Raw genomic sequence first — 22,217 nt, forward strand, 5'->3', positions numbered from 1 at the left:
TGTCATGATGCACTGGTGGCTAGCGGCGCACCGGACAAACCGAGCCCAGTGGTGCTCAAAGTTTCGCCGATGGCGCACTTTGCGGTCGGCTTCTTTGCTCTGGGCCTGTTGGTGCCGGTGCTGACCTGGCCGCCCAGCGCGCCCGTGTTGGTGATCCCGATGATGTTGTCTGCGTTGATCATTCGGCTGCGAACCGTGGTCGACCGGCAAGGTGTGACCGTGCGGACGCTGCTCGGAAGCCAAACCGTGGGCTGGGAGGAAATCGACGGACTGAGGTTCACCAAGAGCCTGTGGGCGCGCGCCCAGCTCAAAAACGGCGGCCAGGTGCGCCTGCCTGCGGTCAGCTTCGCGACCCTGCCGTTGCTGGCTGAGGCCAGCGGCGGGCGAGTGCCCAACCCCTACAGCTGACGGGGTCAGGGCGTCAGGACACCGGGTTGGCGCCGTTGAGCAACACCCACAGGGCCACGCCGGCGCCGACCCCCACTACCAGCGCGGCAAACGACCCGATAAATGGGCGCCGCGCCCATCCGCGGCCGGCGTCGAAGCCGTAGCGTCCGGGCCCGATCAGGATGATCGCGGCGGTCATCACGATCAGGGTGATCTCGTATTCGTGGCCGTCCGGCAGAAAGAACGGAAAGGATCGCGAACCGTGCTGGGTCGACATCCCGGCGAGCAGCCCGTTGATCAGGTAGGCCAGTGCGCCCGCGGCGGCGAGCGGGGTGAACAGTCCCAGCACCAGCAGCACCCCCGCGGTGATCTCACCGCCCGCCGCGATGTAGGTGAGGATGTCGGCGTGCTGGTAGCCGACGTCGGACAGCGAGTTCTTGAATCCGGTCAGTCCCGGTCCACCCCACCAGCCGAACAGTTTTTGCAGACCATGAGCTACCAGCACGACGCCCAGTCCGACCCGCAGAATCAGCAGACCCAGATTCTGAGTGCCGCGACGGCCCGCCGCGCGCACCCGCTCGTCGTCGACGTCGTGCTCGTCGATCGCGTCAAACGTCGAGTCCCGGTCGGATTCGGGCTGATAGGGCAGCGGATCCTGGCCAGTGATCAGCCCGAACCCCGAGCTGGGCATGCGCATGCTGCCGGAATCGGCGGAGTCGTAATGAGGAATCGTGGTGGTCTCGAAATCGCCTGCATAGTTGGCTGACGGCAGGTCGTCCTCCGGGTCGACCAAGCTTGCTGAAGCCGGCCGCACCGGCGTCGGCGCGGCGGAATCGTCCGGCCGCTGCCAGTGTGCGTCATTCGATTGACTGGTCACCCGTGCCAGGGTAAGGGCAGTTGGGCTTGAATTTGGGATTTGAGCGGCGCTTTCGCGGAGCTGATTCGAGCATCGCCCCGGCAGGGCCGCCCGATGACGGGCGAATGGCCGCCACACGCGGCACCCTTTGCGGGCAGCAGAGCCGCGGAATCCGTAATCTGGCGGTTATGCGGTCGTCGTGGTCGGTTCGCTGCGGGCGGGTTGTGCTGTGCGCGGCGCTGCTCGTTTCTGCGGGTTGCGCTCGGTTCAACGATGCGCAGTCGCAGCCGTTCACCACCGAACCGGAACGCAAGCCGCCGCCGAGCTCTACACCTCCCCCGCCGCCACCCCTTCCCGACAAGCCGTTCCCCAAAGTGTGTCCGGCCCCCGGCGTGATGCAGGGCTGCCTGGAAAGCACCAGCGGGCTGATCATGCTCCCGGACAGCAAGTCTGCGCTGGTCGCCGAGCGCACCACCGGGGCGGTCAAAGAAGTCGCGGTCAGCGCCGAGCCCAAGGTGAAGACCGTCATCCCGGTCGACCCGTCCGGTGACGGCGGGCTGATGGACATCGTGCTGTCACCGACCTACTCACAAGACCGGCTGATGTACGCCTATGTCAGCACACCCAGCGACAACAGGGTCATCCGCATCGCCGACGACGACATCCCCAAGGACATCCTGACCGGGATTCCGAAGGGCGCCACCGGGAACACCGGCGCGCTGATCTTCACCAGCCCCACCACGCTGGTGGTGCTCACCGGCGACGCGGGCAATCCCGCGATGGCATCCGATCCGGGATCGTTGGCCGGCAAGGTCATCCGCCTCGAGCAGCCCACCACGCTCAACCCGGCGCCGCCGACCACGGCGCTGACCGGCATCGGCTCGGGCGGCGGCTTGTGCACCGACCCCGTCGACGGCTCGCTGTATGTCGTGGACCGCGCCCCCACCGCCGACCGGTTGCAGCGGATCACCAAGGACTCGAAGGTTTCCACGGTATGGACCTGGCCCGATCGGCCGGGTGTGGCCGGCTGCGCGGCCTTGGACGGCACGGTGATGGTCAACCTGATCAACACCAAGCAGACGGTGGCCGTCCATCTTGCCCCGGGGACGGGCGCGGTCACCGGTGAACCCGATGTCGTTCGTCAGGACACCCACGGCCACGCCTGGGCATTGCGGATGTCGCCGGACGGAAACGTCTGGGGCGCGACGGTGAACAAGACCGACGGCGACGCCGCCAAGCTTGACGATGTCGTGTTCCCGCTGTTCCCGCAGGGCGGCGGCTTCCCGCGGGCCAACGAGGACAAGACGTAACGGCCGTCAGGCCTCGTGCCCTGGCTCCATGTCGGCGACGTCGGGAAAGCTGACCAGATCATCGGCGCGCTCGGCGGCGTCGCCGATGACGGGTTCCAAGAGGTAGCCCAGATGGTCGCCGAGATCGAACCGCTTCAGCGTCTTGCCGACAAACCACGCGACCGCGTCGTCGAGGATCGGCATGCCTTCGGGACCGGTGTGCCACGAGCAGTGATCGAACTTGTTGACCTGGTCGCCGGTTTGGCCGCCGAACAGGTGGGCCAGGCCGATGTGACGACGTGCGAGCACGTGCACCGCAAGGTACTCCGACCGCGCCGCGACCCGGCAGGTGTGGTTGTTGCGCGACAGCCCGACCAGAAACCGCGGGGGGCGCAGGCTGGTTTGGGTGGCGAAGCCGACCAAGCAGCCTGACGGATGACCGTCCGCCTGGGTCGTGACGACGAACATCGTGTAGTCCAGCATCCCGACGAGCCGGTCGAACGATCCATCGCCCACCGCACCATGATGGCTCAGCGGTCGGCCAGCTCGCGCGGCACCACGAACACGTCGACCAGTGCGCCGTTGCGCCACACCGTCATCTCGATCCGGCGTGCGATCGCATCCTCGACCATCAGCTGCTGGATCGCGGTGGCGGTGACGATGTTCTTGCCGTCGACGCTGACCACGATGTCGCCGCGACGCAGGCCTGCTTCCGCGGCCGGGCTGCCGGCGACCACGCTGGCGATCTGCAAGCCATGGGTGGTGCCCAATTTCGCGGCAGCCGCCGGCGGCACCGGAATGTGCGCCCCGGCGATGCCCAGCCAGGCCCGGCGGACCCGGCCGGCATGCATCAGCGCCGCGATGATCCTGTGTGTTGACGCGTTGATGGGCACGGCCAGTCCAAGGCCGACTCCCGCGACCGCGGTGTTCACGCCGACCATTCGGCCGCGTCCGTCGGCCAGCACGCCGCCGCTGTTTCCCGGATTCAGCGCGGCATCGGTCTGGATCACCTCGTCGACCACACGGCCGGAGCGGGTGGGCAACGAGCGCCCGAGTCCGGAGACGATGCCTGCGGTCACGCTGCCGGCCAGGCCCAGTGGATTGCCGACCGCCACCACCAGCTGTCCGACCCGCAGATCCTCGGCACGACCCATCGCCACGGGCTCGGGAACAGCGCCGCGGGCCTTCAGGACCGCCAGGTCCGAGAGCTCGTCGCGGCCGGCGATGTCCGCGGCGACCTCGGTGCCGTCCGCGAATGTCGCCTGCGCGGACCGCGCTCCCGCGACGACGTGCGCGCTGGTCAACAGGTAGCCGTCTGCGGTGATGACACTGGCGCTGCCGCCGCCGTCGCCGCGCCGGCTGCGCACCGAAATGCTGGCGACGCTGGGCAACACGGTTTGCGCGACGGTCGTGACCACGGCGGAGTAGGCGTCTAACGGGTCCGGCATAACGGCCTCAGCGTCGCCGCGGTTTGCTGTATGCCCGTGTTCGCCGTCGGCTTAGACCCGTGTCAGCCGTTGATTGGTCACTTCGAGCTGGCGGGTGGTGGCGTCGGCCAGTACCCGGATCTGCTCGGGTCGCAGCCGTCCGCACAGCCGGTCCCAGTGGATCGCGACGTCGTCGCCGACGGCCACGTCGGGCACCGCGCTGTACCCGTCGTGCCAGACGTCCAGGCGGCGCGCCGAGGGTTCGGAGAGTTCCAGCGCATGGCCGTCCCAGACCAACCTTCGACACGACACCTCCAGATCATCCCCGTCGCGAGAAAGTACTGTGCCCCAAGTAATCCGGCAATTGTCCAGCACGCCCAAGGGATGCTCGTCCAGGCGTCCCTCGTTGAGGCCCAGCAGCCGCGACCACGGATATATCCCGAACACGTGGAAGCAGTGATTGGCGGCCGCCTCGCTCACCAGATCCGGCCCGAGATGCGACCAGTAGCGGCCCGCCTTCGGGCCAATGATGGCGAGCAGCTCGTCGACGAACTCGGCCGGGTCCAGGTCGGCGCCGACACCGCCGCCGAGCCAATACGATTCGACGAGCCGATGGTCCAACGGGTCGACGATGCCGGTCATCGCCGACAGCACTTGCAGATAGGGCCAGGCGCCGACAAACCTTGACGCGGCGGCCCGGATGTCGTCCACCGACCCATCTCGCAGCGTGGCGCCCAGCGACGGGCCGCAATAGCCCAGGGCGTTGGGCGCATAGGCGTAGCGGGCGAACATCTCCGCACCCTGCGCAGCCGACACCGTCATGCCCGCCCGGAGGTCTCCACCAGCTTGAGGGCATCGCGGTGCATCCGGCCGAAGTTGTAGTAGGCCGCGCACGCCCCCTCGGGGGATACCATGCATGTCCCGATCGGGGTTTCCGGTGTGCATGCGGTGCCGAAAACCTTGCATTCCCAAGGCTTGAGCACACCCTTGAGCACTTCACCGCATTGACATGCCTTCGGGTCGGCCACCCGTACGCCGGGCATCGAGTAGCGCAGTTCGGCGTCGAACGCGGCGAAGTCGTCGTTGAGCCGCAATGCGCTCTGCGAGATGAACCCCAGCCCGCGCCACTCGAAGTGCGGACGCAACGCGAACACCTTGCCCATCAACGCCAACGCAGCCGGGTTGCCGCGCTCGGGCACAACGCGGCTGTACTGGTTTTCCACCTCGCAGCGGCCCTCCCGGATCTGGGTCAACAGCATCGCCACCGACGCCAGGATGTCCAGCGGCTCGAATCCCGAGACCACCAACGGCTTTCGGTACACCTCCGGCACGAACCGGTAGGGCCGGTTACCGACAACCGTCGACACGTGCCCCGGCCCGATGAAACCGGAGAGCCGTAAATCCGGCGATTCCAGGATGGCCTTGATCGGCGGCACGATCGTGACGTGGTTGCAGAACACGCTGAAGTTGGTCAGACCGAGATCACGGGCCCGCACCAACGTCACCGCGGTGGACGGCACCGTCGTCTCGAACCCGATCGCAAAGAACACCACCTGTTTGTCCGGGTTGTCGGTGGCGATCTTCAGCGCGTCCAACGGCGAGTAGACGAATCGCACGTCGGCACCGCGTGCCTTGGCGTCCAGCAGACTGCCGGACGACCCGGGTACCCGCATCATGTCGCCGAAACAGGTGAAGATCACGTCGGGCTGCTCGGCCAGCCACATCGCATCGTCGATGCGGCCCATCGGGATAACACAGACCGGGCAACCGGGGCCGTGGACCAGTTCGACGTTTTCGGGCAGCAGGTGTTCGATGCCGTGCCTGTAGATGGTGTGGGTGTGCCCGCCGCACACCTCCATGAACTTGTAGTGTTCGCTGTCGCCGGCCAACCGTTTGATTGCGGCGATCAGTTTTCTGGCGGCCGCCGGATCCCGGAACTCGTCAACGAATTTCATTCCCGCTCCTTACCCGATTGCCGACGAATCGAAGGCTTCCATTTCGGTGGTATACGCGTCACCGAGCTTCTTGACGGCCGCCAGCGTGAGCAATGCCTCGGTTTCATCGATCTTGGCCATCGCGAAGCCGACATGTACCAGTACCCATTCGTCGGGTTCGGGCATGTCGTTTTCCAGCAGCCGCACCGAGATCGTGCGCTGTACACCGCTGACGTCGACCTTCGCCAGGTAGTTGTCGGCGTCGGTGATTTCGACGATCCGCCCCGGAATCCCAAGACACATTATTGGCTCCTTACTCTCTCGTGGCGACCCGCTGCGCCCGGCTTCGCCGCGCTTGCGATCGCCACGCCTCAGCAGATCCTCGGCAGCGGGTCGCCGACGAGCATGTCGACGATCCGGGTACCGCCGAATCCGGTTCGCACAACGACGGTTTCAGCGGGCTCGGCGACGATTTCGCCGACTTCGGCGGCCTCGGCGCCCAGGGGATGCGAGCGCAGCGCCGCCAGCCCCGCCTCGGCCTCATCGGGCGCGACGACGGCGATGAACTTGCCTTCGTTGGCGACGTAGAGCGGGTCGATCCCGAGCAATTCGCAGGCGCCGCTAACCATCGGCTGCACCGGAAGGCGGTCTTCTTCGAGCAGTACACCCAGTCCGCAGGCCTGAGCCAGTTCGTTGCAGACGGTGCCGACCCCGCCGCGGGTCGGGTCGCGCAGCCAGCGGGTCGACGGCGCTGCCGCCAACAACGATTCGACCAGCGGGCTCACCGAGGCGGTATCGGAGTGAATGTCGGCCTCGATGGCCAGGTCACCGCGGGCCAGCATCACCGCCATTCCGTGATCACCCATCGATCCCGACAACAGCGCCTTGTCGCCGGGACGCACCGATGCCGCAGACAGCTGCCGCCCCTCGGGAATGACGCCGACGCCTGTGGTCGTGATGAACAGGCCGTCGGCTGCGCCGTTGGGCACCACTTTGGTGTCACCGGTGACAATCTGCACTCCGCTGGCTTCTGCCGCCGCGGCCATGTCGGCGACGATCTCCTTCAGCTCGGCGATCGCGAAGCCCTCTTCGAGCACGAATGCAGCCGAAACCCATTGCGGCACAGCGCCGGCAACGGCCAAGTCGTTACAGGTGCCGTGCACCGCGAGTTCGCCGATCGAACCACCGGGAAACCGCCTGGGTTGCACGACGAATGAATCGGTGGATACCGCGAGCCGCTGTCCGCCGGGCAGGTCGATCACCGCGCCGTCGCCGAGCGATTCGAGCAGCGGGTTGCGGAATGCCTCCATGAACACCGCGTCGACCAAAGCGGCCGAGGCTTTTCCGCCGGCGCCGTGCGCAAGCGTCACGTGGTCGTCGAGTAACCGCGGCCGGCGCCGGCGAAATGACTCGATGCGCTCGATCACCTCGCCCTCGCCGAAACGCGGGCCCGAGGCCAGGTACTCGTTCGCCGATTTCGCCATCAGACAACCGCCCCCATCTGCTCATGGACCGTCAACCACAGCTGATAACCCAGTAGCGCTTGCGACTCCTGGATCCGGTGCACACTTTGCGAGCGAACGACGAAGCAAGCGTTGACATCCGGGCTTTTCGCAAACGCGCCGCCGTCGTATCCCGCGAAGCCGATCGTGTAGATGTCGCGCCTGCGCGCTTCGGCCAGGGCCGCCATCAGGTTGGGCGAACTGCCGCTGGTCGACATCGCGATGGCAATGTCCCCGGCTTTTCCGCGGGCGATCAACTGCCTGGCGAAAACCAGCTCGAATCCGACGTCGTTGCCCAGCGCGGTCATGATCGCCTGATCGGCCGTCAACGACCAGGCCGGCAACGGCGTGCCGTCCGGCGGGCGGGCGAACAGCCGCGCCAGCGTCGTGCAGTCGGTGCAGCTGCCTCCGTTGCCGAACGTGAAAAGCCTTCCCCCGGCGGCGAACCGGCGAGCCATCTCGGCGCCCGCCGTGGCGATGAGTTCGCTGTTTTCTTCCAGGGTGGAGCGGCGCAATGCCAGGCTCTCGGCGGCCTTGGCCTCAGCTGACGCGGTCAGGTCGGCCAGCAGCGACGTGGGGTCGTGTTCCTGCGCGTCGATGAACGGATACAGGAAATTGGTCGGTTCGTCAGTCATCTGCACCGCTCACTTTGCTGATGGCCGTCCCGGCATGTACGAGCACGAGCTCGCCGGCGGCGACCGGGTCGACCAACGTGGTCGCAACGGTCTCGACACCCTTGGCGGTGCGCACGGAGGCCATGCCGTCCGCCGATGCGCTGACCACCTCGCCTAGGCGGCCTTCGTCGCTGCAGGTGACGCAGACGTCGTCGGCGCATTCCTCCTTCAGCAGGCCCGGATGCTCGAAACACACATGGGTCAGCTCCCACAGCAGGTGGTAGAACAGCACGAACCCGCCGGTCGCCGGCACCTTGGGGTCGGGGTCGTCCAGCCACAGCACATGGTCGGCACTTCCCGCCGCGGGCCGCTCACCGCTACCGATCCAAACGGTGGTCCCACCCCAGGCCGGGCATCGACGCATCACGGACCGCACCTCCGAGTTGTCGGCACCGCCTACGCCGACCACGATGTCGCCCGGCCGCACCGAGACCCGCACCACGTCGACCACGTCGGGCCCGGTGATCGCCACGGCGGGCAGCGCCCGCTTGCCCACGATCACCGGATGAATGAACTCAACGGCGATGTGCAGGGCATGAGGCTCCCAGCCGGGAGCGATCGACCACATGGTGGCGCCCGCCGCGAACCGTTTGGCCAAAGTGAATGCGGTGGCAGCCAGATCGGCGGCCAGGTCGGCACCGAGCCCGCGGTCGATGGCGGTGATCGTCATGATCGCGCCTCCTCCAGCGCGGTCAGCATGGACACCGCCGCTTGGCCCAGCGCCAGCCCGCCGTCGTTCGGCGGAACCATTCGATGGGTCAGCACTTCGAACCCGGCCTGCTCCAACAGCCGACGGCAGGCGCGCAGCAGCAGCACGTTCTGAAACACCCCGCCGGTGAGGCCCACCAACCGCACGTCGCCGGCGACCGCACCGACCACGTCGGCGACCGCGACCGCCACCGCTTGGTGGAATCCTGCCGCCAACACCGCGGGCTCGGCGCCCGCGCGCAGCGCCGCGACCATTTCGCCGATCATGCCGCGCGGGTCGATCACCGCGTCGTCGCGCACCTGCAGGCGCAGCTGGAAAGGCTCGTCGACCGATTCGGCCAATACCTCGAGTTCGATGGCCGCCTGGCCCTCGTAATCGATCCGGTGGCGCACCCCGAGCAGGGAGGCGACGGCATCGAACAGCCGGCCCATGCTCGAACAGGACACGCAGCCCACGGCGGTCTCCAATTGCGAACGGGTGGCCCGTAATTCGGCAGACGTGCCGGCGGTGACCGGCGCCAGGTCGGGCGTCCAGTCGATGCCCGCCATCCACAACTGCGACAGCGCCATCCGCCACGGGTTGCGCACCGCGGCGTCACCGCCCGGCAAGGGCACCGGCAGCAGATGCCCGACCCGGCTGAAACGGTGACTGTCCTGCCCGAGTGCGAGAATCTCGCCACCCCAGATGGTTTTGTCGCAGCCGTAGCCGGTGCCGTCGAAGGCAACCCCGACGATCGGTTCGCCCAACCGTCCGTGCTCGGCCAGCAGCGAGACGACGTGGGCATGGTGATGCTGGACCAGATCAAGCGGGCGCTCACCGACATGGCGTTCCGCCCAACTGCGGGTCTGATATCCCGGATGCAGGTCGGCGGCCAATCGCACTGGCTCGCCGCGTATTTCGCTCAGCTGGCCGACCGCGCGCTCGAACGCGCGCAGCGTCTCCAGCGTTTCCATGTCGCCGATATGCCCGGACATATAGGCGCGGGAGCCCTCGGTGAGACAGAACGTGTTCTTTAGTTCGCCGCCGACCGCCAGCACGGCCGGGCTGTCGTGGCCCAGGTCGACGGGTAGCGGGGCGTAGCCACGGGAACGGCGGATCGGCAGTTCCCCGTCGTCGATTACGCGCACCACCGAGTCGTCGCACGGCACGTGGATCGGCCGGTCGTGGTCGAGCACGGCATCGCAGAGCATCGGAAGTCGTTGCGCAGCACCGTCTTCGGTGAAGCAAATGGGCTCGTCGGAGCGGTTGGCGCTGGTCAGCACCAACGCGTCGGGAGCCGGATCCAGCAGCAGGTGATGAATGGGCGAATACGGCAGCATCAGGCCCAGCAGTGGACTGCCGGGCGCGACCCCGTCGGCGACCGGTGCGTCCGGACGGCGCCGCAGCAACACGATGGGTCTGGCCGGACTGCACAACACCGCCGCCTCGCAGTCGTCGATATACGCGTAGCGGCGAGCGACATCGAGATTGGCGACCAGCATCGCGAATGGCTTGGCGCCGCGGGCCTTTCGCGTCCGCAGGACACCGACCGCCGCCTCGTCGTCGACGCGACATGCCAGGTGGTAGCCGCCGATGCCCTTGATCGCAACGACAGCGCCCTCGGCCAGGGCTCGCTGCGTGGCGGCCAAGGCGGCGCCGGCTCCGTCGATTCGCTCGGTTCCCGAGGAGAACCACAACGACGGCCCGCAGTCCGGGCAGGCGATCGGCTGCGCATGGAACCGGCGGTTGGCCGGATCGTGGTACTCGGCTGCACAGCGCGCACACATGGCGAACCCGGACATGGTGGTGGCGGGCCGGTCATAGGGCAGGGCGCGGATGATGGTGAATCGCGGCCCGCAATTGGTGCAGGTGATGAACGGGTGCCGGTAACGCCGGTCGGCCGGGTCGAACAACTCGGCGACGCATTCGTCGCACACCGCGATGTCGGGCGGGATCGGCGTGGTGGCTCCGGGGGCGGTTTGGCTGTCGACGATGCGAAAGCCGTTGCCGGTGCCGGTGTCAACGTCGGCGACGTCAACGACGTCGACGGCGTTGATCCGTGCCAGCGGCGGCGCGTCGGCGCGCAGCCGCCGGGCGAATTCGTCAATGCGGGCGAGCGGCCCCTGCACCTCAATGAAGACCGCGCCGGAATCGTTGCCGACGAATCCCGCGAGGCCCAACTCGCTGGCGATGCGGTGGACGAACGGCCGAAACCCCACCCCTTGGACGACGCCGGTCACGGTGAACCGTTGCCGAACGTCGTCCGGTCGCAGCATCAGCGAGGTGTCGGTCATATTGCCCGCCAAGCGCCCCCGGGCCGCATACAGCCGGGTGGCTCGACTTCGTCACCGCTTCGGTTGGTATCCCACTCAGCACACGTCGCGATCACACCGTTCTGTTAACCACGGCAAACCCCGACGAAACTCATCGTAGGCGCGCACGCTGGATAGTGCTGAAGGATTCGGCGCTCGGCAGCTACATGCCAACCGTTCGCGTGATGGCTGCTAGGCCTGGCCGCAAACTTTGAGCACGAGCTCGCGCACCCGCGCCGCGTCGGCCTGGCCCTTGGTCGCCTTCATCACGGCGCCGACTATTGCGCCGGCCGCCTGGACCTTGCCGCCGCGAATCTTCTCCGCAATATCGGCGTTGGCGGACAGGGCTTCGTCGACTGCCGCTTGGATCAGCGAATCGTCGCGCACGACGGCCAATCCCCGCGCCGTCATCACTTGTTCGGGTTCGCCCTCGCCGGCCAGAACGCCGTCGACGACTTGACGGGCCAGTTTGTTGGACAGCTTGCCCTCGTCGACCAGCGCCACCACCGCGGCGACCTGTTTCGGTGTGATCGCGAGCTCATCGAGCGCGACGCCGGCCTCGTTGGCCTTTTGCATTAGGAAGCTGCCCCACCAGGCGCGGGCTGCTTCGCTCGAGGCGCCGTGTTCGACGGTCGCGATCACCAGGTCGACGGCGCCGGCATTGACGAGATCGCGCATTACCTCGTCGGAAACACCCCATTCCTGCTGAATTTGCTTGCGGCGCAACCACGGTAGCTCAGGAATGGTGTGACGCAGCCGCTCGACGAGGTCGCGACTGGGCGCGATGGGCTCCAGGTCGGGTTCCGGGAAATAGCGGTAGTCCTCGGCGGTTTCCTTGGTCCGGCCGGGGCTGGTGTAGCCCGCCTCGTGGAAGTGCCGCGTCTCTTGGGTGACTCGGCCTCCGGATGCCAGAACCGCACCCTGACGGCGCATTTCATATCGCACCGCGACTTCAACGCTTTTCAGCGAGTTGACGTTCTTGGTCTCGGTGCGGATGCCGAACTGTTCGGCGCCGATCGGCTTCAGCGATACGTTGGCGTCGCAGCGCATGGAGCCCTGGTCCATCCTCACATCGGATACGCCCAACGCCCGCAACAGATCCCGTAGCGCAGTCACATAGGCCCGCGCGATCTGCGGCGCGCGCTCGCCGGTTCCCGTGATGGGTTTGGTGACGATCTCGATCAGCGGCACGCCCGCGCGGTTGTAGTCGATCAGCGAACCGGTGGCGCCCTCGATCCGGCCGGTTTCACTGCCCACATGGGTCAGCTTGCCGGTGTCCTCCTCCATGTGTGCGCGCTCGATCTCGACTCGCCAGGTGGTGCCGTCGTCGAGCGGCACATCGAGGAAGCCGTTGATCGCGATCGGCTCGTCGTACTGGGAGATCTGGTAGTTCTTCGGCATGTCCGGGTAGAAGTAGTTCTTGCGGGCAAACCGGCACCACGGCACGATCTCGCAGTTCAGCGCCAGCCCGATCCGGATCGCCGATTCCACCGCGGCCTCGTTCAGCACCGGCAGCGAACCCGGCAGACCCAGGCACACCGGACATACCTGGGTATTGGGTTCGGCGCCGAACGCGGTTGCGCAGCCGCAGAACATCTTGGTGGCGGTGGACAGCTCGACGTGCACTTCCAACCCCAGCACCGGCTCGTAGCGTGCGACGACGTCGTCGTAGTCGAGCAGCTCGGCCGCGGCAAGCGTCATGCGGTCGATCCTAATCGTGTGCCGTGGCCGACGCCGTTTCACCGCCTTCGACTGCGCGCGCGTGCGCCGTCAGCAAAAGATGATCGAAGCTGGACCGCGACCCGATGACTTTGTCGCGGACGGCGCAGAAGTCCTCGGCGATCTGTTCGGCGAGCCGCCGCAGCTTGACGTTGGTTTCTTGAGATCGCCACTTGAGTAGATCGAATGCGGCGTCAGCGTCGATGCCGTAGACCAGCATCAGCATGCCCTTGGCCTGCTCGATCACGGCGCGATGCTGGGCGATTTCTGCGACCTTGGCGGTGATGATGGCCTGGTCGGCTGTGGGCGTGATGTCGATGTAGTAGCCGTGAGTGCCGATGACGACATCGTTGTGGTCGGTGAGCTGATCGCCCACGACGACGACGTGATGCACAGCGCCGGCGGTGTCGATGATGCGGTGTCGCGTGCTGAATGCGCTGTGGGTGTGCAGCATTTCGTCGATGGTTGCGGCCACCTGCTGCCGATCTTCGGGGTGTTTGTGGGACAGAACCAACTCGGTGGTCGGTACGACGGTCCCGGGCTCATAGCCGTGCATGCGCTCTACCTGCTCCGACCATTCCCAGTGTTGGTCTTCGAAGTAGAAGCGGAACCATCCGGCGCGCTGTGGGGTGCCGGCGAGAGCCTCTTCGGCTGCGGCTGCTTGACCGTCGAGTTCGGCGGACATCACCCGCGCTCCGTGGCGGTCGGCGTCACCCATGGGCTGGCGATGACTCGGCGCTGCGACGCGACACTCTGCCGGAGCGCGTCGGCCGCCGCGCGACACAATTCGCGGGCTCGGCGCTGCTCCTCCCGAGCGCGTTGAACTGTGCGGGCGACCTCCGGTCGAACGGCCGACGCGGCAAGCCGCCGTGCAATCCGCGCCCGGTGCGCCTTCTGCCGACATGCTGCCGAGCAGTAGATGGCGTCGGATCTGGCGTGGAAGCCGACGCCACAAACGCTGCAGGTCACCAGCACAGCCATAGCCGTTACGTTACACGTATTCGTTACGCGACAGGACAACTTCTGAGCTGTTCACCCTCCTCAACGCCCGGCACTAGCCGAAGAAAGCCGCCGCGTCGTCGTAGCGGCTCTGCGGTACCAGCTTGAGCTGGCGCACCGCCTCGGCCAGCGGTACGCGTCCGATGTCCTGGCCGCGCAGCGAGACCATCTGGCCGTACTCGCCGGCGTGCGCGGCGTCGGCCGCGTTGACTCCGAACCGGGTGGCCAGCACGCGGTCGTAGGCGGTGGGCGTGCCACCGCGCTGCACATGGCCGAGCACAGTCACCCGCACATCCTTGTTGATGCGCTTCTCCACCTCGGTCGCCAGTTGCGCGGCCACCCCCGTGAACCGCTCATGCCCGAATTCGTCGAGCCCCCCTTCGCGCAGCATCATCGAACCCGGCACCGGCTTCGCACCCTCGGCGACCACACAGATGAAGTGCGAGTCGCCGCGCTGGAAGCGTCGCTTGACCAGTCGGCACACCTCTTCGACATCGAAGGGCTGTTCGGGGATCAGCGTCATGTGGGCACCGGAGGCAAGCCCGGCGTTGAGCGCGATCCAGCCGGCGTGCCGGCCCATCACCTCGACCAGCATCACCCGCTGGTGCGACTCGGCGGTGCTGTGCAGCCGGTCGATGGCATCGGTCGCCACCGTCAAAGCCGTGTCGTGACCGAAAGTCACGTCGGTGCAGTCGATGTCGTTGTCGATCGTCTTGGGCACGCCGACGACGGGGACGTTCTCCTCGGACAGCCAGTGCGCGGCGGTCAGCGTGCCCTCGCCGCCGATCGGGATGAGCACGTCGATGCCGTTGTCGTCCAGGGTCTGCTTGATCTGGTTGAGCCCGGCCCGCAGCTTGTCCGGGTGCACCCGAGCGGTGCCCAGCATCGTGCCGCCCTTGGTCAGCAGCCGGTCATTGCGGTCGTCGTTGTGTAGTTGGATGCGCCGGTTCTCCAGCAGACCGCGCCACCCGTCCTGGAATCCCACCACCGACGACCCATAGCGGGAGTCGCAGGTGCGCACCACCGCCCGGATGACCGCGTTGAGTCCTGGACAGTCGCCACCTCCGGTGAGAACTCCGATGCGCATGTCCTCATCTTGCCGGGTCGGTCGCGTCAGTGGCGACCACACGCTAAATCGCGCTGGGCAATTCCCCGCGGGCGGCCTCGTAGGCCGCGCCCACCCGGTAGAGCCGGTCGTCGGCCAGCGCCGGCGCCATGATCTGCAGTCCGACTGGCAGGTTGTCGTCCGGCGACAAGCCGGACGGCACCGACATTCCGCAATGGCCGGCCAGGTTGAGCGGCAGCGTGCACAGGTCGAACAGATACATCGCCAGCGGGTCATCGACCTTCTCCCCCAACCGGAACGCGGTGGTCGGGGTGGTCGGCGATATCAGTACGTCGACAGATTTATAGGCCTCGTCGAGATCACGCGCGATCAGCGTGCGCACCTTCTGCGCCTGGTTGTAGTAGGCGTCGTAGTAGCCCGCCGAAAGCGCGTACGTGCCGATCATGATGCGCCGCTTGACCTCCGGGCCGAACCCCGCGGCGCGGGTCAGCGCCATCACCTCCTCGGCGCTGTGCGTGCCGTCGTCGCCGATTCGCAGCCCGTAACGCATCGCGTCGAAGCGGGCCAGGTTGCTCGACACCTCCGACGGCAAGATCAGGTAGTAGGCGGCCAGCGCGTGATCGAAATGGGGACAATCGACTTCGGTCACCTCGGCGCCGAGCGCGGTCAACTGTTCGACGGCCTCGTTGAAGGATGCCAGCACACCGGGCTGATATCCCTCGCCGCTATGCAGCTGGCGCACCACGCCGATGCGCACACCGCGCAGCTCGCCTGTTGCGCCGGCTTTGGCGGCGCCGACAACGTCGGGCACCTCGGCATCCACGGATGTGGAGTCTTTGGCGTCGTGTCCAGCGATCACCTGATGCAGCAGTGCGGTGTCGAGGACGCTGCGTGCGCACGGGCCGCCTTGGTCCAGCGACGACGCGCAGGCCACCAGGCCGTAGCGCGACACCGTGCCATACGTGGGTTTGACGCCGACGGTCGCGGTCAGCGCGGCCGGCTGGCGGATCGAGCCGCCGGTGTCGGTTCCGATGGCCAGCGGTGCCTGGAACGCGGCCAGCGCCGCAGCACTGCCGCCCCCGGAGCCGCCCGGTACCCGTTCGGTGTCCCACGGGTTGCGGGTCGGGCCGTAGGCGGAGTTCTCGGTCGAGGAGCCCATCGCGAACTCGTCCATGTTCGTCTTGCCCAGGATCGGGATGCCGGCAGCTCGCAACCGCGCGGTGACCGTGGCGTCATAAGGGGAACGCCAGCCCTCGAGGATCTTCGACCCGCACGTGGTCGGCATGTCGACGCTGGTGAACACGTCTTTGAGGGCCAAGGGCACCCCGGCCAGCGGGGATGGCAGCGCTTCACCGGCGGCCAGCGCCTTGTCGACGGCTTGGGCTGCGGCCAGCGCTTTGTCGACTGTGACATGCAGGAAGGCGTTGTAGCGCTGGTCGGTTGCCTCGATCTGGTCCAGGAACGCCTGGGTGATTTCGACCGACGAGAGTTCCTTGGCTGCGATTTTGGCGGCCAGCGCGGCGGCGTCCAGCCGGATGATCTCCGTCACTGCTCTTCCCCGAGGATCTGCGGGACGGCGAAGCGACCGTCGACCGCTGCAGGCGCCTCGGCGAGCGCCTCCTGCTGGGTCAGGCACGGTGCGGTCTGGTCCGGACGGGTGACGTTGACGTCCTTGAGCGGGTTGTCGGTCGCTTCGACGCCGGTCACATCGACGGCCTGGATCTGGCTGACGTGCGTAAGGATCGCGTCGAGTTGGCCGGCGAAGCTGTCCAGCTCGGCGTCGGTCAACGCCAACCGGGCCAGCCGGGCCAGGTGAGCGACGTCGTCACGAGAGATCTGGGACACGAAGCAGAAGCGTACCGAGCCACGAGCGTGAAGCTGGTGTCACACTCGGCGCCCAGCGTGAAGCTGGCATCACACTCGGCGGGCGGACCGCCGAAATGCCGCGGCCGCGTTGCTGTGCGACAGTGTGCGCGTGGCTTCATATCTGCTGCGGGTGCAGCTGGCCGATCGACCGGGCAGCCTGGGCTCGCTGGCCGTGGCGCTCGGCTCGGTGGGAGCCGACATCCTGTCGCTGGATGTGGTCGAGCGCGGGTCGGGCTACGCGATCGACGATCTCGTCGTCGAGTTACCGGCCAGGGCGATGCCCGACACGTTGATCACGGCGGCCGAGGCGCTCAGCGGTGTGCGGGTGGATAGCCTGCGCCCCCACACCGGGCTGCTGGAAGCGCATCGCGAATTGGAGCTCATCGACCACGTCGCGGCAGCCGGCGACACCGCGGCCAAGCTGAAGGTGCTGGTCGGTGAGGCGCCCCGGGTGCTGCGGGTGGGCTGGTGTGCGGTGCTGCGCAGCGCACCGCCCGGCCTTCGCCTGGTGGCCGGCAGCGCAGGCGCGCCGGAAACCCAGCCGGCCGCGGCGCCGTGGATGCCGATCGAACATGCCGCCGCCCTCGACGGCACCGACGAATGGGTGCCCCAAGTGTGGCGCGATCTGGAGACCACGCTGGTCGCCGCGCCACTGGGCGCCGCGGACACGGCGGTGTTGCTGGGCCGGCCCGGCGGCCCGGTGTTCCGGCCGTCGGAGGTCGCGCGCCTGGGCTATCTGGCCGGCATCGTAGGGACGCTGTTGCACTAACGGCCGGCCACAGGCAATTCGGTCGTCGCCGTCTCGTCCTCGTCTTCCCAGAGCAGCAGTTGACGAACGGCGGGGCGCGATCCATAGGGCTGAAGCATCTGGCTGGCCGGGCGGGGACGCACTCGTAGAGGCCACCAGAACCAGCGACCCAAAAGCGTTGCGATCGACGGCGTCAGGAACGACCGCACGATCAGCGTGTCGAACAACAGCCCCAAGCCGATGGTGGTCCCGATCTGACCGAGAACCTGTAAACCGCTGAACACGAACGTACACATGGTGACGGCGAACACCAGACCGGCAGAGGTCACCACCGAACCGGAGCCGGCCATGGCACGGATGATGCCGGTCTTCAGTCCGGCGCCGATCTCCTCCTTGAACCGCGAGATCAGCAGCAGGTTGTAGTCGGATCCCACCGCCAACAGCAGGATGACGGCCAGCGCAAGCACGACCCAATACAACTGGATGCCAAGAATGTACTGCCAGACGAGTATGGACAGCCCAAACGAGGCGCCCAGCGAAAGTGCCACTGTGCCAACGATAACGAGCGCGGCGACCAGGCTTCGCGTGATGATCATCATGATCAGCAGGATCAGGCTGAGTGCGGCGACGCCGGCGATCATCAGATCGTACTTAGCCATGTCTTGGATGTCTTTGTAGGTCGCCGCGGTTCCGCCGAGATAGAACTTGGCGGTTGCCAACGGCGTGCCCTTCACGGCCTCGTGCGCCGCGTGCTTGATCGGCTCGACATGTGCCATGCTTTCCGGGGTCGCGGGATCACCTTCATGGGTGATGATCATGCGAGCAGCCTTGCCGTCCGGCGAGAGAAACAAATTCAGGCCGCGCTTGAAATCGGGGTTGTTGAAAACCTCCGGTGGGAGGTAGAACGAATCGTCGTTTTTGGCGGCGTCAAAGGCCTGCCCCATCGCGGCCGGGTTGTCGTTTGCAAACGCCGACTGGTTGTTGATCCCCGAGTTGGTGGCGTAGTTCGACAATATCAGTTCAAGATTCGTAAGTTGGCTCTCGATCTGGGGAGGTAGCAGCGAAACCAGTTGTGGCTGGAGCGCATCCAGCTTATCCAAAGATGCTGTGATGCTTTGGAATTGGTCGCTAAGCTGATCGATACCGTCGACCGCCTCAAAGGCAGATCTCAACGCGAAGCACACTGGAATATCGAAACAGTGCTTCTCCCAATAGAAGTAACTGCGAATCGGCCTGAAGAAGTCTTCGAAATCCGAAATTTTGTCGCGCAGTTCATTGATCGTGTCGATCGTGTTGTGAAAGCTTTGGGTCTGCTCGTGCGTAGCGGCGGCGGTTTGCTGCTGCAGGGCATATTGCTGCTGCAAGATGTTGATAGTTTTCCTCAGCTCGCCGGCCTGCCGGAGCAAGTCGGCCGCGCGGTCTTTCTGATATTTCAGGTTCATGACCTGGCTGACGCTTTGCTGGCTGATCTGAAACGCTACCGAGCTGTGGTCGAGCGGCGTTCCCAAGGGCCTGGTCATGGCCTGAACCTGGGCGATTCCAGACACGTGGAACACGCCCTTGGCCACCCTGTCCAAGATGAGCATGTCGGCGGGAGTACGCATATCGTGATCGGTCTCGATCATCAGCAGTTCGGGCTCCAACCGGGCCCGAGAAAAATGCCGCTCCGCAGCCGCATAGCCGATATTGGCGGGAGAGCTGGTCGGCAGGTACGGGCGAATGTCGTAACTTGTCTTGTATCCCGGCAGGGCGAGCAGCCCGACGAGTGCGATCGCGGACGCTACCGCGAGGATGGGTCCGGGCCAGCGGACGATTGCCGTGCCGATCCGCCGCCATCCCTGAGTCCGCATAGCGCGCGTCGGGTCGAGGAGCCCAAAGTAACTGCCGATGGTAAGCACGGCCGGCGCCAGGGTGAGCGAGGCCGCCAGAGCGATAAGGATGCCCAGCGCGGCGGGAACGCCCAGGCTGTGGAAATACGGGAGCCGGGTAAAGGTAAGACAGAACACCGCACCCGCGACGGTCAGCCCCGAGCCCAAAACGACGTGGGCGGTCCCGCGGTACATGGTGTGGTAAGCGGTTTCGCGATCTTCCCCGGCCTCGCGCGCCTCTTGATAACGGCCAACGAAAAATATCGCGTAGTCCGTCCCGGCGGCGATGACCAATAACGTGAGCAGGTTCGTCGAGTACGTCGACAACCCGATGATCCCGGCATTGCCAAGGAAGGCGACAAGCCCTCTCGCGGCAGCCATTTCAACGAGGACGGTGAGAAGAACCAGGACCGAGGTCATGACCGACCGGTAGACAAAAAGCAGCATCAGCAGGATCACCCCGACCGTGATCGTGGTGACCTTTGCGGTGCCTTTGCTGCCCTGTTGGAACTGATCTGCGATAAGAGGTGCCGCGCCGCTGACATAGGCTTTGACGCCTTTGGGCGGCTGCGTATGGTCCACGATGTCGCGGATGGCGTCGACGGATTCGATAGATTTGGCCTCGCCCTGATTACCGGCGAGGAACACCTGAACATACGCGGCCTTGCCATCGGTGCTTTGCGAACCGGCCGCGGTCAGCGTGTCCCCCCAGAAGTCCTGGACGTGCTGTACGTGCTTCGTGTCCTGCTTGAGCTTGCCGATCAACCTGTCGTAAAACCGATGGGCGTCGGCCCCCAAAGGCTTGTCGCCTTCCAGGACGATCATGGCCGAACTGTCGGAATCGAACTCGTGGAAGACTTTTCCGATGTGCTTCATCGCCTGCAGCGATGGCGCCTCCGGAGGGCTCATCGCCACGTTGTGAGCTTCGCCGACGGTCTCCAATTGCGGTACAAGAACATTCGAGATCGCGGCGAGGGCCAGCCAGAGCAGCAGGATCGGCACTGATAGCCGGCGGATGGTGTGCGCGACGAAAGGCCGCCGCTCGTGCTGGTTGCTCATCCGGATTTGTCCAGGCAGAAGGTATAGGCGTTCACCGCGTTGACGATCCTCTCGTCCTTGACGACATCATTGATGACGATCCGGCAGCCGAGTGTGCTGCCGTTTCCTTGCGCAACCAGGTTGGCGATGACCGCAGGGTCGGTGGTTGTTATCTCGTACCTCCACGGCAGGCTCGCATGGTCAACTCGCTGCGGTGCGGCATGAACGTCCTGGTAGTTGATCGTGGCCGTCGTTCCGGGATTGCCGAAGACCTCATAGACCACATGCTTGGGGTTGAAAGGGACGATCTCGTTGGAGATGCCATTGGCGGCCGACGTGGTGGCGTGTGAGCCGAAGACACTGTGCAGCCGATAGACAGCGAACCCCGCCAGCGTGACCACCGCCACAGCGACCAAGACAATCCAGCCTCGCCGGGCCAAGCTAGTAAGTGAATTCTTGTTCACCCGTTAGCCTTTCGATAGCTGGCCACGCGACATCTCGGGTCAGGTCAACGATCCTGCCCTTGGCGCTCAGCGAGACCGCTATAACAGTACGGTACGGGACCGGACACTATCAAGAGGATGACCGCGGCGCATCTCGAGCGGTGCTGGCGAGCAGCGAGGGCTTATCGGGCGGGCCGAGTCAGGCTTGGGATGACGACGTCGTCGACGAGGGCTTGCACGGTTCGCTGGGTGGGGGGCCGGCTGGGGATGATGGTCCGGAATATGAGGTAGCCGGGCAGCAGGTCCCAGAGTTCGTCGTTGATCGCTGAGGCGTTGATCTCACCGCGGTCGACCGCCTGGTGCAGGACATAGCGGATCAAGGCTCTCCGCTGGTCGATGAACTGGTGCTGCATCACGTCGTTGAGCGCGGGGTTGCGCGACACCTCGACAAGCACCGCGCGAATGGTGCTGGCGTGTTCGCGGGCCTCCTGACACACCAGCTCCCCCAGCCGCAGCAAGTCGCCTCGTAGGGTTCCGGTTTCGGGCGGAACCGCGACCTGGCGGATGCCTTCGATGAACGCCGCCAACACCAACTCGGCCTTCGACGGCCAGCGCCGGTACACCGTGGCCTTGCTGGCGCGGGCGGTGGCGGCGACCGCGTCCACCGTCAACCGGTCGTAGCCGTGTTGCTGCAGGAGCTGCAACGTCACCGCGAGCAACTCGGCTTCTCGCGGCGACCACGGCGAAGACTCCGCGGCCCGATCGGCAATCTGGGTCACAGCGCCCACGATAGCCCGGCAGCCGGGTATTTCACGGCCCGTCCGCACCGAGCAAACCAAAGGTGGTATCGATCAAGTGTGACCGCGTTATCCGATGCCCAGATCGCCGCGATGTCCCCGGAGGAGCGGCAGCAGCTGATCCGGCGACTCGAGCGGCCCCTCGATGACCTGATACCGCCGGCGCGGGCGCAGCGGCTTCGGTTGGGGTGGCTGGGACTCATGATCGGCGGCACCATCGTGCTGATCCCCTGGATCGTGTATCTCGCGCTGGCCCTGCCGGCGAACTACCTGGTGCGCGACTGGCCGGCCACCTGGGTGGGCTTCGACTTGCTGCTGCTCGCCCTCATGACGGCCACCATCGTTCTCGGCATACTTCGCCGACAACTGATGCTGCTCACAGCATCTGCCACCGCGGTGTTGCTGATCTGCGATGCCTGGTTCGACATCATGACCGCCGGGCCCAACGATTTCCGGCTCTCGGTGCTGACCGCCCTGCTGGGCGACCTGCCGATGGCCGCCCTGCTCATCATCGGCACACTGCGGCTGATACGCCTGACCGCGACCAGGCTGTGGCTGCTCGAACCCAGCATGCCGCTGTGGCGGCTGCCGCTGCTGCCGTGAA

At 66.1% G+C, this 22,217-nt stretch carries 22 protein-coding genes; 4 read left to right on the forward strand and 18 right to left on the reverse strand.

All coding sequences use genetic code 11. The annotated features are described in order from the left end of the window. Positions 1-69: 69 nt before the first annotated feature. Positions 70-408 carry a PH domain-containing protein gene (locus AWC06_RS00095; RefSeq protein ID WP_085193394.1) on the forward strand — a complete coding sequence of 113 codons (339 nt, stop codon included), beginning with the start codon at positions 70-72 and terminating at the stop codon, positions 406-408. Between the two features lie 13 nt (positions 409-421). Here AWC06_RS00095 and AWC06_RS00100 read toward each other — a convergent pair whose 3' ends face one another. Further along, positions 422-1,264 (reverse strand): DoxX family protein, encoded by an 843-nt coding sequence (locus AWC06_RS00100; RefSeq protein ID WP_085193182.1) that lies wholly within the window; start codon positions 1,262-1,264, stop codon positions 422-424. Positions 1,265-1,431: 167 nt separating this feature from the next. Between AWC06_RS00100 and AWC06_RS00105 the strand changes: the two genes are divergently transcribed. Continuing rightward, on the forward strand, positions 1,432-2,553 hold the full coding sequence (locus AWC06_RS00105) for a PQQ-dependent sugar dehydrogenase (RefSeq protein ID WP_139819827.1): 1,122 nt from the start codon (positions 1,432-1,434) through the stop codon (positions 2,551-2,553). A gap of 6 nt (positions 2,554-2,559) precedes the next feature. Here the strand turns inward: AWC06_RS00105 and AWC06_RS00110 are convergent, their stop codons facing one another. The 14 genes from AWC06_RS00110 to gatC form a co-directional block, all read right to left on the reverse strand. Next, entirely contained in the window at positions 2,560-3,015 is a 456-nt protein-coding gene (locus tag AWC06_RS00110; RefSeq protein ID WP_085193396.1) for a flavin reductase family protein, read from the reverse strand. A gap of 47 nt (positions 3,016-3,062) precedes the next feature. Further along, positions 3,063-3,980 carry a S1C family serine protease gene (locus AWC06_RS00115; protein ID WP_085193186.1) on the reverse strand — a complete coding sequence of 306 codons (918 nt, stop codon included), beginning with the start codon at positions 3,978-3,980 and terminating at the stop codon, positions 3,063-3,065. A 51-nt stretch (positions 3,981-4,031) separates the two neighbouring features. Continuing rightward, on the reverse strand, positions 4,032-4,781 hold the full coding sequence (locus tag AWC06_RS00120; RefSeq protein WP_085193188.1) for a DUF6390 family protein: 750 nt from the start codon (positions 4,779-4,781) through the stop codon (positions 4,032-4,034). Further along, entirely contained in the window at positions 4,778-5,914 is a 1,137-nt protein-coding gene (gene hypD / locus AWC06_RS00125; RefSeq protein ID WP_085193190.1) for a hydrogenase formation protein HypD, read from the reverse strand. Before hypD ends, AWC06_RS00120 begins: the two co-directional genes overlap by 4 nt. A 9-nt stretch (positions 5,915-5,923) precedes the next feature. Further along, the gene (locus AWC06_RS00130; RefSeq protein WP_085193192.1) at positions 5,924-6,196 is read right to left on the reverse strand and encodes a HypC/HybG/HupF family hydrogenase formation chaperone; all 273 of its coding nucleotides are present in this window, start codon (positions 6,194-6,196) and stop codon (positions 5,924-5,926) included. Between the two features lie 68 nt (positions 6,197-6,264). Next, on the reverse strand, positions 6,265-7,377 hold the full coding sequence (gene hypE, locus AWC06_RS00135) for a hydrogenase expression/formation protein HypE (protein ID WP_085193194.1): 1,113 nt from the start codon (positions 7,375-7,377) through the stop codon (positions 6,265-6,267). Next, positions 7,377-8,030: a D-sedoheptulose-7-phosphate isomerase gene (locus AWC06_RS00140; RefSeq protein ID WP_085193196.1), complete on the reverse strand. Its 654-nt coding sequence runs from the start codon at positions 8,028-8,030 to the stop codon at positions 7,377-7,379. Before AWC06_RS00140 ends, hypE begins: the two co-directional genes overlap by 1 nt. Continuing rightward, positions 8,023-8,739 (reverse strand): HypC/HybG/HupF family hydrogenase formation chaperone, encoded by a 717-nt coding sequence (locus tag AWC06_RS00145; RefSeq protein WP_085193197.1) that lies wholly within the window; start codon positions 8,737-8,739, stop codon positions 8,023-8,025. The genes AWC06_RS00140 and AWC06_RS00145 overlap by 8 nt, the downstream gene beginning before the upstream one ends. Next, complete coding sequence (hypF, locus tag AWC06_RS00150) at positions 8,736-11,051, reverse strand: carbamoyltransferase HypF (RefSeq protein WP_085193198.1); 2,316 nt, start codon at positions 11,049-11,051, stop codon at positions 8,736-8,738. Before hypF ends, AWC06_RS00145 begins: the two co-directional genes overlap by 4 nt. 210 nt (positions 11,052-11,261) lie before the next feature. Then, complete coding sequence (gene gatB / locus AWC06_RS00155) at positions 11,262-12,770, reverse strand: Asp-tRNA(Asn)/Glu-tRNA(Gln) amidotransferase subunit GatB (protein WP_085193200.1); 1,509 nt, start codon at positions 12,768-12,770, stop codon at positions 11,262-11,264. A 10-nt stretch (positions 12,771-12,780) separates the two neighbouring features. After that, positions 12,781-13,473, reverse strand: coding sequence for a PAS and ANTAR domain-containing protein (locus AWC06_RS00160; RefSeq protein WP_085193398.1), 693 nt, complete (start codon positions 13,471-13,473; stop codon positions 12,781-12,783). A gap of 369 nt (positions 13,474-13,842) precedes the next feature. Further along, positions 13,843-14,874, reverse strand: coding sequence for an ATP-dependent 6-phosphofructokinase (locus AWC06_RS00170; RefSeq protein WP_085193400.1), 1,032 nt, complete (start codon positions 14,872-14,874; stop codon positions 13,843-13,845). A gap of 43 nt (positions 14,875-14,917) precedes the next feature. Further along, positions 14,918-16,402: an Asp-tRNA(Asn)/Glu-tRNA(Gln) amidotransferase subunit GatA gene (gene gatA / locus AWC06_RS00175; RefSeq protein ID WP_085193204.1), complete on the reverse strand. Its 1,485-nt coding sequence runs from the start codon at positions 16,400-16,402 to the stop codon at positions 14,918-14,920. Next, on the reverse strand, positions 16,399-16,698 hold the full coding sequence (gene gatC, locus AWC06_RS00180; protein ID WP_085193206.1) for an Asp-tRNA(Asn)/Glu-tRNA(Gln) amidotransferase subunit GatC: 300 nt from the start codon (positions 16,696-16,698) through the stop codon (positions 16,399-16,401). Before gatC ends, gatA begins: the two co-directional genes overlap by 4 nt. 130 nt (positions 16,699-16,828) lie before the next feature. Here gatC and AWC06_RS00185 point away from each other — a divergent pair, with 130 nt between their 5' ends. Next, positions 16,829-17,488, forward strand: coding sequence for an ACT domain-containing protein (locus AWC06_RS00185; RefSeq protein WP_085193208.1), 660 nt, complete (start codon positions 16,829-16,831; stop codon positions 17,486-17,488). Here AWC06_RS00185 and AWC06_RS00190 read toward each other — a convergent pair. The 3 genes from AWC06_RS00190 to AWC06_RS00200 all read right to left on the reverse strand — a co-directional run bounded on the left by AWC06_RS00190 (position 17,485) and on the right by AWC06_RS00200 (position 21,607). Next, positions 17,485-20,394: an MMPL/RND family transporter gene (locus AWC06_RS00190; RefSeq protein ID WP_085193210.1), complete on the reverse strand. Its 2,910-nt coding sequence runs from the start codon at positions 20,392-20,394 to the stop codon at positions 17,485-17,487. The genes AWC06_RS00185 and AWC06_RS00190 overlap by 4 nt on opposite strands. After that, positions 20,391-20,837: an MmpS family transport accessory protein gene (locus AWC06_RS00195; protein WP_139819828.1), complete on the reverse strand. Its 447-nt coding sequence runs from the start codon at positions 20,835-20,837 to the stop codon at positions 20,391-20,393. Before AWC06_RS00195 ends, AWC06_RS00190 begins: the two co-directional genes overlap by 4 nt. A 161-nt stretch (positions 20,838-20,998) precedes the next feature. Further along, on the reverse strand, positions 20,999-21,607 hold the full coding sequence (locus AWC06_RS00200) for a TetR/AcrR family transcriptional regulator (RefSeq protein ID WP_139819833.1): 609 nt from the start codon (positions 21,605-21,607) through the stop codon (positions 20,999-21,001). Positions 21,608-21,706: 99 nt separating this feature from the next. Between AWC06_RS00200 and AWC06_RS00205 the strand changes: the two genes are divergently transcribed. Continuing rightward, positions 21,707-22,216, forward strand: coding sequence for a hypothetical protein (locus tag AWC06_RS00205; RefSeq protein ID WP_085193404.1), 510 nt, complete (start codon positions 21,707-21,709; stop codon positions 22,214-22,216). The last annotated feature ends 1 nt before the right edge of the window (position 22,217 follow it).

The organism is Mycobacterium fragae, assembly GCF_002102185.1.
Lineage (GTDB): Bacteria > Actinomycetota > Actinomycetes > Mycobacteriales > Mycobacteriaceae > Mycobacterium > Mycobacterium fragae.